Source organism: Aeromonas sp. D3 (assembly GCF_027705025.1).
GTDB lineage: Bacteria > Pseudomonadota > Gammaproteobacteria > Enterobacterales > Aeromonadaceae > Aeromonas > Aeromonas salmonicida.
The window spans coordinates 31,623-48,062 of sequence record NZ_JAPDBE010000003.1 but is presented as its reverse complement, the minus strand read 5'-3'; the positions used below and the strand labels follow the sequence as shown (position 1 = coordinate 48,062).

The following is a 16,440-nucleotide window of genomic DNA, read 5'->3' as shown; positions in this document are numbered from 1 at the left end:
TCACCCAGACCATAACCGCGACATCACCACCCAATCACCAAAGGGATCCCAGCTCATGGCGAAGAAAGCAAAATTCAAGCGCGTCGCGGTGGCAGGCCAAACCACCGACGGCCGCACCATCGCGCCGGAATGGCTCACCCAGGCAGCCAAAAACTACAACCGCGAAAAGTACGGCGCCCGCGTCAACCTCGAACACTACCTCAGCCCGTTCCCTGATAGCGATTTTCGCGCCTATGGCGACGTGCTCTCCGTCTATGCCGAAGAGGTCGAGATCGACGGCGAAAAGAAAATTGCCCTGTTCGCCGATATCGACCCGACCGAAGACCTGATCAAACTCAACAAAGCCCGCCAGAAGGTTTACACCTCCGTCGAGCTGGATCTGGACTTTGCCGGTACCGGCGAGGCCTACCTGGTAGGGCTGGCCGTGACCAACACCCCCGCCAGCCTCGGTACCGAATACCTCCAGTTTTGCGCCGGTGCTGGCGACAAAAGCCCGCTGGCTGCGCGCAAGCAAAAATCGACCAACCTGTTTACCTGCGCCATCGAAACCGAAGTCGAATTAATCGAAGAGGGCGACAAAGGCCCGTCACTGCTCGAAAAGGTCAAGGGCATGTTCACCCGCCGCGATCAGGCCAGTGGAGAACAGTTCGCCGACGTGCATCAGGCCGTGGAAGCCGTAGCCACTGAAGTGACCAGCCTCGAAGAAAAGACCAAAGGGAAATTCAACGAGCTGGCCAACACCGTCAACGAGCTGAAAAACGCCGTCACCAAAACCAGCGAACTGGAAACAGCCTTCAACGAGCTGAAAGCATCGCTGGAACGCCAGGAAGATTTCAGCCACAAGCGCCAGCCCGCCACCGGCGCCCAAGGCACCACCATTCAAACTGACTGCTAAGGACCCCATCCATGCGTAACGAAACCCGCCAGAAGTTCAACGAGTTCACCGGCCAGGTGGCCACACTCAACGCCATCACCAGCGCCATGGTGCAGTTCAGCGTGCAACCCAGCGTCCAGCAGACCCTGGAAACCAAGATGCAGGAGTCGGTCGCCTTCCTTTCCATGATCAACATGGTGCCGGTGGATGAACTCAAGGGCCAGAAGGTCGGCATCGGCATCAGCAGCACCATCGCGGGCCGAACCAACACCGATAGCAAGGACCGCCAGCCCAACAACCCGGCCGCCCTGTATGACCACAACTACGAGTGCGCCCAGACCAACTACGACACCATGATCGGCTACGCCCAACTCGATTCGTGGGCCAAATTCCCCGACTTCCAGACCCGTATTCGCGATGCCATCATCACCCGCCAGGGGCTGGACCGGATCATGATCGGCTGGCACGGCACCAGCGCGGCTCCCGACACCGATCGCAATGAAAACCCCCTGCTGCAAGACGTCAACATCGGTTGGCTGCAGCACATCCGCACAGATGCACCGGCCCAAGTCATGAGCGAGGGCACCGAGGGAAGCGGCAAGATCTACGTGGATACCACCGACGGCGACTACAAGAACCTCGACGCCTTGGTGTTCGACGCCGTCAACGAGCTGATTAAACCCTGGTTCCAGGACGACACCGATCTGGTGGTGATCTGCGGTCGCAAGCTGCTGTCCGACAAGTATTTCCCCATAATCAACGACGCCAGCGACAACCAGAACAAGTTGGCAGGCCAGGTGCTGGTGAGCCAGAAGCAGATCGGCGGGCTCAAGGCTGTGCGCGTCCCCTTCTTCCCGGAAGACGCTCTGCTGATCACCAAACTCAGCAACCTCTCTATCTACTGGCAAGACGGAGCCCGCCGCCGCCATATCGAGGAAGAGCCCAAGCGCAACCGCATCGTCAACTACGAAAGCTCCAACGATGCCTACGTAGTAGAGGATTACGACTGCGCCGCCCTGGTCGAAAACATCGTCATGGGGCCGAACCCGGCCCCCGGCGCGTAAGGGGGTGGTATGACTCCCGCCCGTCGCCACCGCGAAAGAGCACTGGCCGCCCTGCAAGGGGCGGCCAATCCTCAGTTCGACCAACAACGCGCCAATGCCTACGAGCTGCAACTGATGCAGCTGGCCGAACACCGCCGCACCCTCAAGGGCATCCAGAGCATCGAGCGCAAGATCGAGGCCAAGCGCCCCATGCTGGCCGTCTACAAACCCTGGATTGATGGCCTTCTGGCCGCCGACCGGGGCGGACAAGATGACGTCCTGGTGACCGTCATGCTCTGGCACCTCGACACCGGCGATCTCGAAGGGGCTTTCCCCATGGCCGACTACGTGATCCGCCACGGCCTGAGCACCCCCGATCTCTACGAGCGCACCGCCGCCACCATGATCGCCGAAGAGGTGGCAGACACCGCCATCAAGCAGCAAGAGGCAGGCAACGGCCCCAGCTGCGGGCTGCTCTATGCCTACCTCGGCCTGCTTGAACCCTGCGACATCTTCGACCAGGTACGCGCCAAGCTGCACAAGGCCGTGGGCCGCGCCGCACTGGCCGAAGGGCTCAAGCCGCAAGCCGCCGAGCACTACCGCCGCGCCATAGAACTGCATGACAAGGTCGGCATCAAGAAAGAGCTCGAAGTGCTCGAGCGTGAATTGAAAAAAGAACAGCAGCCCGACGCCCAAGGCGGCGGCAGCTAACCGAGCGAACCCCGCACCCTGGGCGGCTCGGGCCTAACGAATGCCAGCGGCATACCAGACGGCCCGACCACCGCCCAACCTGCGGATAAACAAACACAGGAGCACCATGAGCACCGGATTCATTGCCACAGCACCGACTGCGCCAGATGAAGGGGAGATAGCCAACAGTCCATTCTGGCCCGCGATCTCGCTGCCTGACCTGCGTGAAACAGTCCGGCTTGATGGCACAGTCACCACCGCCCGCCTCACCCATGCCGTGGTCGACGCCATCACCAGCGTCAACCGTGACCTGGCAGATTGGCGCAGCGCCCGTCAGGCCGAAGGCCACGCCACCCTGGCCGCCGTCCCGAGCGAGGTCATCAACAACGAATCGGTGCACCTGCACAGCTACCGGCGCGCCGTCTATGCCATGACCCGCGCTAACCTGCTGGAGCGTTACACCGACTACAGCGCCACCGGCGACGGCGTCAAAGGGGCCGATGCCAAAATCATCAGCTCGGATGACCTCTACCGGGATGCCCGCTTTGCCATTCGCGACATCCTCGGCACCACCCACAACACAGTGGAGCTGATCTGATGCAACTGCGCAGCCAGCAGGGCGACACCCTCGATCTCATCCTGTTCCGGCATTACGGCTACACCGCAGGCATCACAGAGCAAGTGCTCAACCTCAACCCCGGTTTGGCCACGCTCGGCCCCATCATCCCGACCGGAACCCTCATCAACATGCCAGCGGCCCCCACCCAGGCCGAGCAGCCGCTGATCCAGCTATGGGACTGACCATGAGCCGCCTCGACGACGAACTCGAACGACTGGCCGATATCAGCGATCAGCAAATCGCTGCCCGCATTCATGCCGCCCGCATCAGCGGCACCGGCCCCCACTACTGCATCGACTGCGAAAACCCCATCCCGCAGGCGCGCCGTGAAGCGATCCGGGGCTGCGAACGCTGCGCCGAGTGCCAGACCATCACCGAATTCCAAACCGCTCGCCACTACGGCGGCAAACGATAACAACAGGAGAGCACGATGCCAGAACCGATTTCATCCAGTGCAGCAACCAGCACCCTTACCGGTCTGGCGCTGCTGTCCCTCTTTCCGGGCGTTGACCCCGGCGTCCTGCTCGGTGCATTCGCCGGGGCGCTGGTGTTCATCGCCACCACCGCCGAACTCGGCAACCTGCGCAAGGCGGGCCTGTTCGTTGCCGCCTTCGTGGCGGGCGCTCTGGCGGCTCCGCTGGTTGCCGCCATGCTGGCCAGCGTGCTGCCGCTCAGTGTCGAAGTACCCAGGGCCGTCGGTGCAATGCTGGCCTCGGCGCTGGCCGTCCACCTGTTGCAGTGGATCCTGCGCAAAACGCCGGAAGACCTGCTCAAACTCCGCAAAGGGGGCTGACATGAAACAACAGGAAAAGACAGCTTTCTCTCTGGTCAAGCGGCTGGAAGTACTCCTGATAATTGGTGAGAAATCAGCATTGATATTGGCAGCAATCTGCTTGTGGCTGATGTCGATTGAGTTTCTGAACGGAGCACCTCTAGACCCGGTGAGCACCTTAGGGAAAGCAGTAATTTGCGCGTTCGTTATTGAACTGGCGCGAGTGGTAATCCTGTTCATCAAATGGGCTCAGCGTAAGCGCCAAGCCTGCAAAGGGGGCTGACATGCTGACCATCCTCTACGCCATGATCTGCGCCGCCATCGCCCTGCGACTGGCTACCTTCAACCGCAACGGGGGCGACTACCGCCCCCTGCCTGCCCTGCTGGCATGGGTCATCACAGTGGCCGCTGGTTCCGTGCCACTGCGCGCCATGCTGGGTGTCTTGCCATCACCGGATCCAGCCGCCGTCCTGCTAGCCGCCGTGGTGCTGACCGCCCTGCTCGGGTCAAGGGGGTCAGTCATGCGCCTGATGCCGCGCCGCCGCCAGCAGCCAACCACCGCCCGCCACCTGAACGGGAGATTTCAGCCATGAGCCTGAAAAAAGGGGATACCGGCACCGCCGTGGCCGATCTGCAACGCCGCCTCACCAAAGCCGGTTATCCGGTGGAGCCTGACGGCTGGTTTGGCGATGCCACCAAACAGGCCCTGCTCGCCTTCCAGCGGGATTACATGATTGTCGCCATCGGTCAGGCTGGCCCCCGCACCATGGCCGCCCTGCTTGGCAGCGAGCGCGGCAACCAGCTCACCATCCACCACATGCAGCGCGGGGCTGACCTGCTGGCCCTGCCACTCGCCACCATGGCCACCGTCGCCCAGGTCGAAAGCATCGGTGAAGGCTTTACCAACGCCATGCGCCCCGTGGTGCTGTTCGAGCGGCACGTGTTCTACAAGCAGCTCACCAAACACCTGGGCAAGGCAACCGCCAACCAGCTGGCCGCCAATTACCCCAACCTGGTCAACCCCAAGCGCGGTGGCTATGCAGGGGGCGCGGCCGAGTGGGAACGGCTGCAACTGGCCATCAGCCTGCATCGGGATGCTGCCATCGAGTCGGCCAGCTGGGGCATGTTCCAGATCATGGGCTACCACTGGCAGACACTAGGCTTTGCCTCAGCCAGCGACTGGCTGGCAGCCATGCAGCGCAGCGAGGTCGACCACCTCACCGCCCTGTGCCGCTTCATCCAGCAAGACGCCGCCATGCACAAGGCCCTGCAAGGGCGTAAATGGGCCGACTTCGCCCGCCGCTACAACGGACCCGCCTACAAAGACAACGACTACGACACCAAGCTGGCCAAGGCATTCGACCACTTTGCCAAGGTATATCCGGTGAAGGAGGTGGCAGATGCCTCGGCCTAAGTGCAGTCACTTGGCAGGAAAAACCTGCATCAAGTTGGATGCGAAGTGTCTGGAATTACGCTGGCTTGGTGGCTGCGTGATCTGCCCATTCAGAGGATGTGGCCAGAATAAGCCGCAGCCCACACCACCACCGAGGAAACCGTAATGGCATTACTGCGATCCCCCCTCACCTGGTTGCTGATCGCCTTGGCCATCGCCTTGGCCGGCTGGGGCTGGTCTGCCACCTCGGCGGCGACCGCCAAGGGGAAGGTCACCACCCTGCAAAGTGACCTCAAGGCCGCCGACGACAAGGCCAAAGAGGCCGAGCGGCGGGAACAGCTCAAAGACACCACCATCACCACCCTCACCGGCGAGCTGACCGACCAGGCAGAAGCCGCAGCCCAACTGCAAAACCAGCTCGGCGAACTGTCGATGACCGCCGCCACCCGCGCCGACACCATCAAGAGGCTCAAACGTGAAAATGCTGAACTTAGGTCTTGGGCTGATAGCCCTCTGCCTGATCCTGTTATCAGGCTGCTCAAGCGCCCCGCCATCACCGGCGCCGCAGATTATCAGGCTCACCTGTCAGGGCCTGACCCCCTGCCAGCTGCCGCCAGCCAGCCCGGTCAATAACGGCGACCTGCTCGACCTGTTGACCCAGACCGAGGCCGCCTGGGCCAGCTGCGCCGCCAAAGTCGACAGCCTCATCACCTGCCAGCAACGGCAGCAACAACAAGGGAGTGGGGATGGAAAAGCCAAAACAGATCCGTGAAGTGCTGACCAACTGCGTGCCGCACCTCAAGACCAATCCGGACAAACTGCACATCTTCATCGCCCCGGGTAACGTTGAAAGCACCGGCGCCCGCTCACTCTCGTTCGAGTGGCAATACCCGCTATCTATCGGAATTGAAGATTTCGCCGGCCACCCGGATCAGGTCATGGTGCCGCTGCTGGCCTGGTTGCGCCAACACCAGCCCGAGCTGATGACCAACGACGAACGGCGCAAGGATGGCATCACCTTCGAGGCCGAGTATCTGGCAAACGACCTGATGGATCTCATCATCACCGTCAAGCTGACCGAGCGGGTCAGGGTCTGGCAGAACGAGCAGGGGATAGGCTGGGAGCACCTGCCAGAGCCGCCGGAAGACCCCTACGACGGCATCACTTGGGAACTCTTCATCAATGGGGAGCATCAGCCATGGCCACCGACGACCTGAGCCGCCTGACCCAATGGGCCGATGGCCTGCTGGCCAGCATGGAACCCGCCGCCCGCCGCCAGTTGGCGGGCGAAATGGCGCGCAAGCTGCGCGACAGTCAAGCAGGCCGGATCCGCACAAACATCCAGCCAGATGGCAGCCCCATGACCCCGCGCAAGCCACAGCCCAAGTTGAAAAAAGGCAGGGGCCGCTTGCGCAAAAAAATGTTCTTCAAAATCACCAGCAGAACCTGGTTAAAGGCCAGCGCCACCCAATCACAGGCCATAGTCGAGTTTGTTGGCTCAGCCAACCGCCTCGCCACCATCCACCAATATGGCTTGAAAGACCGCATCAAAGGCCGCGAGATCCGCTACCCCGCGCGTGAACTGCTGGGCATCACAGAACAAGAACGCGAACAACTCGAAACCACCCTGCTTACCCACCTAACCAAAGGGCTATAACCACCGCCGCCAGTGTATCCACCGTGGATACACTGGCGGCCCCTCGCCTTACTCGCCATTGCCCAAAACAATGGCCCCATGCAACCGACCCAGACCGAACTCCAACGCCTGATCGACAACCTGATCCGCATCGGTACCGTCACCGCCGTGCGCTCAGGGGAATGTCGTGTCAAAACCGGCGACATCGAAACCAACTGGCGGCCCTACACCACAGAAAGGGCCGGGGCTAACCGTACTCGTCACCGCCTGAGCATCGGCGAACAGGTCATCTTGTTGTCAGTCAGTGGCGATCTGCGCAATGCGTACATCCTCGGCTCACTCAACGCCACCGCCGCAGATGAGCCACTGCGCGAGGATGACAATCCAGATCTCGATCGCACCGAATACAGTGATGGCGCCGTCATCGAATACAACCCGGCCACCGGCGCGCTCAACGCCACCGGCATCAAGTCTGCCAATATCACGGCCTCCGTCACCGTCAAGCTGATCACCCCCCTGGTGGAATGCACCCAGGCGCTCAAGGTCGGTACCACCATCACCGCCGGCGGCAAAATTACCGCGGCCACCGCCAAGATAGGCAACGTCGAAGTCACCACCCACAAACACAGCGGCGTCAGCACTGGCGGCGGCCAAACAGGGGGCCCGGCATGAACTGGCTCGGCATGAACGCTGCGACCGGCCGCGCCATCAGCGCGACCAACCACATCATCCAGTCGGTGCGCGACATCCTCATCACCCCGGTGGGCTCTCGTGTCATGCGCCGCGACTATGGCAGCGAACTGTTTTACCTCATCGACCAGCCCCAACATCAGGCCACCCGCCTGCGCCTGATGGCCGCTACCGTGCAGGCCCTCATCAACTGGGAACCCCGCATCACCATCACCAAAGTCGATGTGCAGAGCGGCGGCATGGATGGCTCACTGACCGTTGAACTGACTTGGCAGCGCAAAGATGGCGGCGCTCCTGAATCTGCCAGCATCACCATCCCCACAGGAGTCGCCCAGTGAGCACCATCACCCTCTCCCAACTGCCCCAGCCAGACGTGATCGAACCCCTCGATTTCGAAACCATCCTCGCCGAGCGCAAAGCCTATTGCGTCAGCCTCTATCCGGCAGATCAGCAAGCCGCCATCGCCGCCACGCTCGACCTCGAATCCGAGCCCATCACCAAGTTGCTGCAAGAAAATGCCTATCGGGAGCTGATCCTGCGCCAACGCATCAACGAAGCCGCCGTGGCCAACATGCTGGCCTGGGCAAAAGGGGCCGACCTCGACAATCTGGCGGCCAACTGGAATGTAAAGCGCCTCACCATTCAGCCCGGTGACCCGACCGCCACCCCGCCTGTGCCAGAAATCAAAGAAGATGACGCCGCCCTCAGCCTGCGCGCCCTGATGGCGTGGGACGGCCTCAGCGTGGCAGGCCCGACGGGCGCCTATGAATATTTCGCCCTCTCGGCAGATGGCAAGGTGGCAGATGCCAAAGGCTCCAGCCCATCTCCTGCCCAGGCGCTGGTCACCATTCTCAGCACCGAGGGCAACGGTACCGCCGATGCCACCCTGATCGCCAAAGTCTCCGCCGCCCTGAACGGCGAAAACGTCCGCCCGGTGGCCGACCGGCTCACCGTGCAAAGTGCCGGCATCATCAACTACACCATCACCGCCCAACTGCATATCGACAGCCAGGGCGCAGAAGCAGACGTGATCCTGCAAGCGGCACGCGACAGTCTGGCCGCCTTCATCAATCCCCGTCGCCGCATAGGGGTCGAAGTGCCCCGCTCTGCCATTGATGCCGCCCTCCATGTGCAGGGGGTGCGCAAGGTCAGCCTGATCGGCTGGGCAGACGTCACCCCCAGCGCCACCCAGGCCGCCTACTGCACTGGCTTCACCGTGGAGCGGGCACCATGAGCCACCTGTTGCCGCCCAGCACCAGCCGAGCAGAACGCAATCTGGCCACCACAGGGGCACAGGCCCAACAACTGCCGATCCCGTTGCGCACCCTCTGGTCACCCTGGACCTGTCCCGCCCACCTGCTGCCCTATCTGGCCGCCAGCTGGAGCGTCGACCGCTGGGATGACAAATGGCCAGAGGCCACCAAGCGCCAGTTGATCGCCAACAGCTACTTCGTCCACAGCCGCAAGGGCACCATCGGCGCCATTCGTCGGGTGGTCGAACCCCTCGGCTTTCTGATCCGGGTACTCGAATGGTGGCAAGAAACCCCTACCGCCACCCCGGGCACCTTCAAGCTCGACATCGGTGTACTCGATACCGGTATCACCGAGGCCATGTACCAAGAGCTGGAACGGCTGATCGCCGATGCCAAACCCATGACCCGTCACCTGACCGGCCTTGCCATCAGCATGGAAACCCGTGGCCCGCTCTATCTGGGGGCCGCCTGCTACCTGGGTGACGAGCTGACAATCTACCCCTATAGCCCAGCAGCCATCGAGATCAGTGGCCAACAATGGCACGGCGGCATCACTCACACACTCGACACCTTGACCATTCAACCGCAACAGACAGGAGGTGCCAGTTAATGAGCGCCATCTATTTCGCCATCCCCACCGATGCCGGGCAGGCCAAAATTGCCAATGCCATCGCGCTGGGCATCCCGCTGAAAATCACCCACATGGCCGTCGGTGATGGTAATGGCCAACCGGTCACCCCCAACGCAGCCCAAACTGCACTGGTCAGGGAGAAACGCCGCGCCCCGCTCAACACCCTGTTTCAAGATCCCTTGAACCAGGCACAACTGGTGGCCGAGCAAATCATCCCGGAAGACGTCGGCGACTGGTGGATCCGTGAGGTCGGTATTTTCTCAGAAGACGGCACCCTGATTGCCGTCGCCAACTGCCCGGATACCTACAAGCCGTTGCTCAGCAGTGGCGCAGGCCGAACCCAGGTCATCCGTCTGGTGCTGGTCGTCAGCGACACCAGTGCGGTCGAGCTCAAGATTGACCCCTCAGTGGTGCTGGCTACCCGCAAGTACGTCGATGATGTGATGAAAGCGCACCGGGAAAGCCGTGATCATCCTGATGCCTCTAAAATACAAAAGGGGATGATCAGGCTGGCAACAGAAACAGAGGCGCTGGCTGGGTTGTTAGAATCGGTCGCCGTCGCACCGAAAGATATGAAAGCGGCATTGGAAGCCTTACTGGACATTGTCTGCCCAATCGGAATACCGATGCCATGGCCAGCGGCAACGCCACCGGGCGCTCGTTTTTTGCTCGCGAATGGCCAGTCGTTTAACAAGGCTACCTATCCAAAACTCGGGGCTTTGTGGCCATCAGGGGTAATTCCATTTGATATGCGTGGCCAGTTTCTTCGCGGGTGGGATAACGGAAAGGGTTTCGACCCTGGGCGTGAATTGTTGTCATATCAAGGCAGTGAAAACCAGGCTCACCGCCACAATTTGTTGATCAAAAAAACAGCCGGATCGGCAGAGTTGTCAATTTCAGGGCCCGGTGCGCTCACCAGTGAGCTATCAGCACTGGGCCGTAACGTCATTTCCCCAAGCGAACATCTTGAGTTGATTTCGGGTGTTCAAGGCAGCGTTGATGGACCGATAAAAGCATCCGGCGGCAGTGAATCGCGTCCCCGCAATATCGCATTCAACTTCATTCTGAGGGCAGCGTAATGGAACAATTTGAACCACGGGTGACCCTGGATGAACATGGCTTTGCCACAAGCGATGGCTGGGTTGAAGTAGCAACAAAGGATCGAGAAAGCAACGAGTTCACCGGCTGTTGCCATGAATGGGTATCAGAAGGCACAGGCATTTCTGCTGGTAGCTATCTGGATCGGCCATCTGGTGACGCACCTGCTGGCAAAGCATGGGTAAGAACCGCTGATGACAGCAAGTGGGAGCTTGTTGATGACCACAGGGGGCTTGTCGTTTATGACAAAACCACCACCCACCCCCAGACAATAGGGGAGCTTGGCCCACTGCCGGAGTCTGTCACCACTCAGGTACCTCCAGGGCAATTTGTTATCTGGGACGAAGCTGAACAATCGTGGGTCACGGATCAGGTCACAGAACAGGCGCATAGCCGACAGATGGCAGAGAGTCAGCAAACAACACTGCTGCTCGTGGCCAATCAGCAAATCGCAATCATTGCTCCGGCAGTCGAGGGCGGTTACGCCAAACCAGAGCACGCCCAGCTGTTGGCCGCCTGGCAGCGTTACCGCTACGAGCTGACACAGGTGCCAGAGCAAACCGGCTGGCCTGACGCACCGCAATGGCCAACCGAACCGGACAAGGTCATCTAACCACACCCAACGCAACCACCCCGCCCTGTGCGGGGTGTTTCGTTACAGCCGCTCATCAACCCCTTGTCACCGCCGTTCCAGTGTATCCACGCCGGATACACTGGCCGCCGCTCGCCTGTCATCCCCTGCCCCTGCATCCTGACCCTGCTCGCATCACATGCACCAAGCTCCGTCCGGACAACAGGAGAACCTATGGCACTGGACCAATTTCACCACGGCGTGCGCGTCGTGGAAATCAACGAGGGCACCCGCACCATCCGCACCGTCGCCACGGCGGTGATCGGCATGGTCTGCACCAGCGCCGATGCTGATGCTGCCTACTTCCCGCTCGACAAACCCGTGCTGATTGCCAACCTGCCGGCAGCCATCGCCAAAGCAGGCAGCAACGGCAACCTCAAGAAGTCGCTGCAAACCATTTATGACACCGTCAACACCATCGTCATCGCCGTGCGCGTGGCCGACGGCGCCGACGCAGCCGAACTGACCAGCAACATCATCGGCACCATCAAGCCAGACGGCAGCTACACCGGCCTCAAGGCACTGGAACGGGCCGCCCCAGTCACCACCGTCAAGCCGCGCATCCTCTGCGTGCCGGACAACTGCACCCTGCCGGTGGCCACCGCCCTTGCTGGCATGGCCAAGAAACTGCGCGCCTTTGCCTACGTGCCGACCATCGCCGAAACCATCGAAGCTGCCCTGGCCTACCGTGAAAACTTCGCCAGCCGTGAGCTGATGCTGGTGCATGCCGACTGGACGGCGTGGGAAGTAGCAGCGAATGCCAGCGTCAAGCTCGATGCCTGCCTCAAGGCCGCCGCCCTGCGGGCCCTTATCGACAAAGAGATCGGCTGGCACAAGACCCTGTCCAACGTCGCAGTGACCGGGGGCGATGGCATGACCAAGGCCCTGTTCTGGGATCTGCAAGACCCCGACACCGAGGTCGGTCTGCTCAACGCCAACGAGATAACCTGCCTGATCCAGTCCAACGGGTTCCGCTACTGGGGCAACCGCACCTGTTCAGACGATCCCCTGTTCTGCTTCGAGAACTACACTCGCACCGCCCAGGTGCTGGCCGACACCATCGCCGACGCGCACATGTGGGCAGTCGATAAGCCCATGACCCCGACCCTGGTGAAAGACATCATCGAGGGCATCAAGGCCAAGGGCCGCGAACTGGTGACCGGCGGTTACCTGCTCGGCTTTGACTGCTGGTACAACGAGGAGCTCAACGACAAAGACACCCTCAAGGCTGGCAAGCTGCGCATCGATTACAACTACACACCGGTACCGCCGCTTGAAGACCTCGGCTTCCAGCAGCGCATCACCGACTCCTACCTCATCGACTTCAGCGCCCGCGTCGCGGCTGCAGCATAAGGAGCCACCATGGCACTGCCACGCAAACTCAAACACCTCAACATTTTTCAAGATGGTGAGAACTGGATCGGCGTCGCCGAAGACTTCACCCCGGCAAAACTGAGCCAGAAATTCGAAGCCTATCGTGGCGGTGGCATGATGGGCGCCGCCAACATCCACATGGGGCTGGATGATGGCGCCCTCGATACCTCCTTCACCTTCGGCGGCCTTGAGGCCGATCTGGTCAAGCGCATGGGCATCGCCAAGATTGACGGCGTTCAACTGCGCTTTGCCGGTTCCGTCCAGCGTGACGACACCGGTGAAGTGGTCGCCGTTGAAATCGTTCAGCGCGGCCGCTTCAAAGAGCTCGACCGGGGCACCCTCAAAACTGGCGACAACTCCCAGAGCAAAATCAGCATGGTCAACACCTACTACAAAGAGACCATGAACGGTGTCGACCTGTGCGAAATCGACCTGCTCAACATGATCTGGATAGTCGATGGCGTCGACCTGATGGCCGACCATCGCAAAGCCATCGGCCTCTAACCCACCCAACAACCCAACGGGCGGCCAACAGCCGCCCTCACCACATCAACATCAGGAACAAACACCATGGAAAACAAGACCATTACCCTCGACCAGGCCATCCTGCGCGGCGACACCACCATCACCGACGTGCAGTTGCGCAAACCCAAGGCGGGCGAAATGCGCGGCCTCAACATGGCCGACGTCCTGCAGATGGATGTCAACGCCCTCACCAAACTGCTGCCCCGCATCACTACCCCAATCCTGACCGAAGCAGAGATCGGCAACATGGACCCGGCGGACTTCGTCCAGTTGGGCAGTGAGGTGGCCGGTTTTTTGATGACGAAGAAAATGGGTTACCTGGCTGCGTAGATGACCTGATGGCAGAGATTGCCATCATCGCCCACTGGCCGCCGTCCGACATGGCGGCCATGGAAATCAGCGAGCTGATGGGCTGGCACCAACGCCTCGTTGAGACTTACAACCGCATCAACGGGGCAGAAGAACAATGAACCCTCTCAAACTCCAAATCCTGCTCGGGGCGGTCGATAAGATCACCGCCCCCCTCAAAGCCGCCAGCGGCCAAAGCCGCACGACAGCTCAAGACCTGCTCGCCACCAAGAAGCGCATCAAGGAGCTGGAAACCCAGAGCGGCCAGATTGACGGCTATCGCACCCTGGGGCGCCAGATTGGCGCCACCCGCGCCCAACTCACCGCCGCTCAGCGTGACGCCCAGCAGATGGCCCAAGAGTTCGCCAAGGTAGAACAGCCGACCAAGGCAATGACCCGGGCCATGGAGCAGGCCAAGCAGAAGGTGCGAGACCTCTCCCAGCAAGAGCGTGAAATGGTCGCCCGCCACGGCAGCCTGAAACGGGCCATGAACGAAGCAGGCATCAACACCAAACAGCTCGGCGATCACCAGCGCCGCCTCAAGACTGACCTGGCAGCCGCCAACGGCCAACTCGACCAGCAGCGCGCCAAGCTGGGCCAACTTGCCGACCAGCAAAAGCGCCTCAACCAGGTCAAAGCCAACTATGACAAGACAATGTCGATGCGCGGTTCCATGGCGGGCTATGGTGCCGCAGGCATGGCCACCGGCGCTGCCGCCATCTACAAAGGCACCAATATCGCAGGCAAGGCCATGGGGTTTGATGTCGATATGTCCAAGGTGCAGGCGATCACTCGGCTGGACAAAGGCAGCGGCGAACTGGCAGCCCTGCGGGCCCAGGCACGGGAGCTCGGCGCCAATACCGCCTTCACCGCAGGCGAAGCGGCGCAGGGACAGGGCTTTCTTGCCATGGCAGGTTTCACCCCCAAGGCGATCCGTGACGCCATGCCTGGGGTGCTCGATATCGCCAAAGCGGGCGGTGTCGAGATTGCTGCCGCCGCCGATATCGGCTCCAACATCCTGACCGGCTTCAAGCTGCCGGCCAACCAGATGAACCGGCTCGGGGATGTAATGGTCGGCACCTTCACCCGTGCCAACGTCGACTTGCAGATGCTAGGTGAAACCATGAAATACGTTGGCCCGGTGGCGGCTGGCCTCGGCGTCGATCTTGAAACCGCCTCCGCCATGGCGGGCAAGCTGGGGGATGCTGGTATTCAGGGCAGCATGGGCGGTACCGCGATCCGCGCCATTCTCGGCCGCCTGGCCTCACCTCCCAAGGCCGCGAATGATGCATTGGCCGCCCTGAATGTAAAAGCTGCCGATGCTGCGGGCAATCTGCGATCTCTGCCCGATATCCTGGACGAGCTCTATAAGAAAACCAGCAAGATGGGGGACGCCACCCGCTCGGGCTACTTCAAGGCCATCGCGGGCGAAGAGGCGTTTGCCGCCCTGACCGTGCTGACCGAGCAGGCGGGCTCAGGCAAGCTGCAGGAGCTGATCGCCACGTTGAAACAAACCCAGGGGGAAGCGGGAAAGGTCGCCAAGGTGATGGCCGATAACGCCATCGGCGATCTGGACAACCTCACCTCAGCCTGGGACGACGTGGGCATCCAGATGATGGAGACCGAAAACGGCCCACTGCGCGGCATTATCCAGCGGGTCACCGAGATCATCCAGGTCACTGGCGACTGGATGCGGGCCAACCCCGAGCTTACCTCTACCCTGACCCGTATCGCAGCGGTCACCGCCGTGGCTGCAGCCGCTGGCGGGTCGCTGCTGCTGATTGTCGCGGGTCTACTGGGGCCACTGGCGGCCATCAAGATGGGGATGTCGATGCTGCTGGTCTATGGGGGACCCCTGCTAACCTTCATCAAAGTGCTGACCATGGGCATGGTCAGACTCGGTATAGCCATGCTCACCACCCCGATCGGCTGGATAATCATGGGGATTGCAGCGATCGCGGCTGGGGCCTTTCTGCTCTACAAAAATTGGGGGGCAGTTTCTCAGTGGTTCAGCGAACTATGGGCACAATGCAAGGCCCCGTTGCTCGCCTTCTGGGATCTCATGAAGGAACTTTTCTCATGGACACCACTCGGCATGCTCACTATGCACTGGGGCGAGATCTGGGCCTTCTTCGATACTCTGCCTGCGGGGGCTGCCAACAAGGGGCAGGCCATCATCGACGGCCTGATTGGTGGTATCACCGCGAAGTGGGAGAGCCTGAAAGCAAAGATAAAAGCCCTCACCGACCTGCTGCCTGACTGGATGAAAGGCGGCGGTTCCGTCACTGCCAACATAAATCCTTCGGGGTACCTGACTGGTAACTACAACCAACCAGCCTTGGCCAGTGGTTACGACTATGGCACTACCCGTCGGATCCGCGAACAGTTGCCACCGGTGGCAGTGAGCCCAGTGGCCGACACGACCCGTACCATCCGAGAACAGCTACAGCCGGTGGCATTGAACCCAGTATCCGACACGACCCGCACCATCCGAGAACAGCTACAGCCGGTGGCATTGAACCCAGTATCCGACACGACCCGCACCATCCGAGAACAGGTGCAGCCGGTGGCATCGAGTCCTATAGCAGACACAACCCGCACGGTTAGAGAGCAAGTGATCAACGTTAATAAGAATGGAACTGGCCGTGATGGCCCCCGCATTGTGCAGACAGCAAAGCCAGTTACAGCCAGAGGGGCATCGTCAACCACCGAGATTAACGCCCCGATCCATATCGTTCAGCAACCGGGCCAATCCGGCGCCGATGTGGCGCAAGAGGTAAGCCGCGAACTGGACAAGCGCGAGCGGCAGGCCGCCGCCCGTGGCCGCGCCACTCTTGGCGATCGCAACTAAGGAGCAACCACC

25 protein-coding genes are annotated in these 16,440 nt (G+C 61.1%); all 25 read left to right on the top strand.

Annotation, left to right across the window (positions count from 1 at the left end; translation table 11 throughout):
• Nucleotides 1-55 precede the first annotated feature (55 nt).
• The 25 genes from OKC28_RS03040 to OKC28_RS02920 all read left to right on the top strand — a co-directional run bounded on the left by OKC28_RS03040 (nucleotide 56) and on the right by OKC28_RS02920 (nucleotide 16,428).
• Nucleotides 56-895, top strand: coding sequence for a GPO family capsid scaffolding protein (locus tag OKC28_RS03040; protein WP_270687275.1), 840 nt, complete (start codon nucleotides 56-58; stop codon nucleotides 893-895).
• Between the two features lie 11 nt (nucleotides 896-906).
• On the top strand, nucleotides 907-1,938 hold the full coding sequence (locus OKC28_RS03035) for a phage major capsid protein, P2 family (protein WP_270687273.1): 1,032 nt from the start codon (nucleotides 907-909) through the stop codon (nucleotides 1,936-1,938).
• 9 nt (nucleotides 1,939-1,947) lie between these two features.
• A complete protein-coding gene (gene gpM / locus OKC28_RS03030) occupies nucleotides 1,948-2,628 on the top strand; it encodes a phage terminase small subunit (protein ID WP_270687271.1) in 681 nt (226 codons plus the stop codon).
• 106 nt (nucleotides 2,629-2,734) lie between these two features.
• The gene (locus tag OKC28_RS03025; RefSeq protein ID WP_270687268.1) at nucleotides 2,735-3,205 is read left to right on the top strand and encodes a head completion/stabilization protein; all 471 of its coding nucleotides are present in this window, start codon (nucleotides 2,735-2,737) and stop codon (nucleotides 3,203-3,205) included.
• Nucleotides 3,205-3,408 (top strand): tail protein X, encoded by a 204-nt coding sequence (locus OKC28_RS03020; protein ID WP_024943547.1) that lies wholly within the window; start codon nucleotides 3,205-3,207, stop codon nucleotides 3,406-3,408. The genes OKC28_RS03025 and OKC28_RS03020 overlap by 1 nt, the downstream gene beginning before the upstream one ends.
• A gap of 2 nt (nucleotides 3,409-3,410) precedes the next feature.
• Entirely contained in the window at nucleotides 3,411-3,641 is a 231-nt protein-coding gene (locus OKC28_RS03015) for a TraR/DksA C4-type zinc finger protein (RefSeq protein WP_192896299.1), read from the top strand.
• Between the two features lie 15 nt (nucleotides 3,642-3,656).
• Nucleotides 3,657-4,019 (top strand): putative holin, encoded by a 363-nt coding sequence (locus tag OKC28_RS03010; RefSeq protein WP_017411174.1) that lies wholly within the window; start codon nucleotides 3,657-3,659, stop codon nucleotides 4,017-4,019.
• 1 nt (nucleotide 4,020) lies between these two features.
• Complete coding sequence (locus OKC28_RS03005; protein WP_270687264.1) at nucleotides 4,021-4,281, top strand: hypothetical protein; 261 nt, start codon at nucleotides 4,021-4,023, stop codon at nucleotides 4,279-4,281.
• Between the two features lies 1 nt (nucleotide 4,282).
• A complete protein-coding gene (locus OKC28_RS03000) occupies nucleotides 4,283-4,591 on the top strand; it encodes a phage holin family protein (protein WP_094697344.1) in 309 nt (102 codons plus the stop codon).
• Nucleotides 4,588-5,412 carry an N-acetylmuramidase family protein gene (locus tag OKC28_RS02995; protein WP_270687261.1) on the top strand — a complete coding sequence of 275 codons (825 nt, stop codon included), beginning with the start codon at nucleotides 4,588-4,590 and terminating at the stop codon, nucleotides 5,410-5,412. The genes OKC28_RS03000 and OKC28_RS02995 overlap by 4 nt, the downstream gene beginning before the upstream one ends.
• A 144-nt stretch (nucleotides 5,413-5,556) precedes the next feature.
• Nucleotides 5,557-6,024, top strand: a complete 468-nt coding sequence (gene lysB / locus OKC28_RS02990) for an Rz-like lysis system protein LysB (RefSeq protein WP_270687259.1) — start codon at nucleotides 5,557-5,559, stop codon at nucleotides 6,022-6,024.
• Nucleotides 5,909-6,163, top strand: a complete 255-nt coding sequence (gene lysC, locus OKC28_RS02985) for an Rz1-like lysis system protein LysC (RefSeq protein WP_270687518.1) — start codon at nucleotides 5,909-5,911, stop codon at nucleotides 6,161-6,163. Before lysB ends, lysC begins: the two co-directional genes overlap by 116 nt.
• Entirely contained in the window at nucleotides 6,138-6,608 is a 471-nt protein-coding gene (locus OKC28_RS02980) for a phage tail protein (RefSeq protein WP_270687257.1), read from the top strand. Before lysC ends, OKC28_RS02980 begins: the two co-directional genes overlap by 26 nt.
• A complete protein-coding gene (locus OKC28_RS02975; protein WP_270687255.1) occupies nucleotides 6,590-7,048 on the top strand; it encodes a phage virion morphogenesis protein in 459 nt (152 codons plus the stop codon). The genes OKC28_RS02980 and OKC28_RS02975 overlap by 19 nt, the downstream gene beginning before the upstream one ends.
• Nucleotides 7,049-7,126: 78 nt before the next feature.
• Nucleotides 7,127-7,699 (top strand): phage baseplate assembly protein V, encoded by a 573-nt coding sequence (locus tag OKC28_RS02970; protein WP_270687253.1) that lies wholly within the window; start codon nucleotides 7,127-7,129, stop codon nucleotides 7,697-7,699.
• Nucleotides 7,696-8,055 carry a GPW/gp25 family protein gene (locus tag OKC28_RS02965; RefSeq protein WP_270687251.1) on the top strand — a complete coding sequence of 120 codons (360 nt, stop codon included), beginning with the start codon at nucleotides 7,696-7,698 and terminating at the stop codon, nucleotides 8,053-8,055. The genes OKC28_RS02970 and OKC28_RS02965 overlap by 4 nt, the downstream gene beginning before the upstream one ends.
• Complete coding sequence (locus OKC28_RS02960) at nucleotides 8,052-8,951, top strand: baseplate J/gp47 family protein (protein WP_270687249.1); 900 nt, start codon at nucleotides 8,052-8,054, stop codon at nucleotides 8,949-8,951. Before OKC28_RS02965 ends, OKC28_RS02960 begins: the two co-directional genes overlap by 4 nt.
• The gene (locus tag OKC28_RS02955) at nucleotides 8,948-9,580 is read left to right on the top strand and encodes a phage tail protein I (protein ID WP_270687247.1); all 633 of its coding nucleotides are present in this window, start codon (nucleotides 8,948-8,950) and stop codon (nucleotides 9,578-9,580) included. Before OKC28_RS02960 ends, OKC28_RS02955 begins: the two co-directional genes overlap by 4 nt.
• The gene (locus tag OKC28_RS02950; RefSeq protein ID WP_270687245.1) at nucleotides 9,580-10,680 is read left to right on the top strand and encodes a phage tail protein; all 1,101 of its coding nucleotides are present in this window, start codon (nucleotides 9,580-9,582) and stop codon (nucleotides 10,678-10,680) included. Before OKC28_RS02955 ends, OKC28_RS02950 begins: the two co-directional genes overlap by 1 nt.
• The gene (locus OKC28_RS02945) at nucleotides 10,680-11,312 is read left to right on the top strand and encodes a tail fiber assembly protein (protein ID WP_270687242.1); all 633 of its coding nucleotides are present in this window, start codon (nucleotides 10,680-10,682) and stop codon (nucleotides 11,310-11,312) included. Before OKC28_RS02950 ends, OKC28_RS02945 begins: the two co-directional genes overlap by 1 nt.
• 192 nt (nucleotides 11,313-11,504) lie before the next feature.
• Entirely contained in the window at nucleotides 11,505-12,683 is a 1,179-nt protein-coding gene (locus OKC28_RS02940) for a phage tail sheath protein (protein ID WP_442865734.1), read from the top strand.
• A 9-nt stretch (nucleotides 12,684-12,692) separates the two neighbouring features.
• The gene (locus OKC28_RS02935) at nucleotides 12,693-13,208 is read left to right on the top strand and encodes a phage major tail tube protein (protein WP_270687240.1); all 516 of its coding nucleotides are present in this window, start codon (nucleotides 12,693-12,695) and stop codon (nucleotides 13,206-13,208) included.
• A gap of 66 nt (nucleotides 13,209-13,274) precedes the next feature.
• Nucleotides 13,275-13,559, top strand: coding sequence for a phage tail assembly protein (locus OKC28_RS02930; protein ID WP_270687237.1), 285 nt, complete (start codon nucleotides 13,275-13,277; stop codon nucleotides 13,557-13,559).
• Nucleotides 13,560-13,567: 8 nt separating this feature from the next.
• Nucleotides 13,568-13,699: a GpE family phage tail protein gene (locus OKC28_RS02925; protein ID WP_085044601.1), complete on the top strand. Its 132-nt coding sequence runs from the start codon at nucleotides 13,568-13,570 to the stop codon at nucleotides 13,697-13,699.
• Nucleotides 13,696-16,428, top strand: a complete 2,733-nt coding sequence (locus OKC28_RS02920) for a phage tail tape measure protein (protein WP_270687234.1) — start codon at nucleotides 13,696-13,698, stop codon at nucleotides 16,426-16,428. The genes OKC28_RS02925 and OKC28_RS02920 overlap by 4 nt, the downstream gene beginning before the upstream one ends.
• The last annotated feature ends 12 nt before the right edge of the window (nucleotides 16,429-16,440 follow it).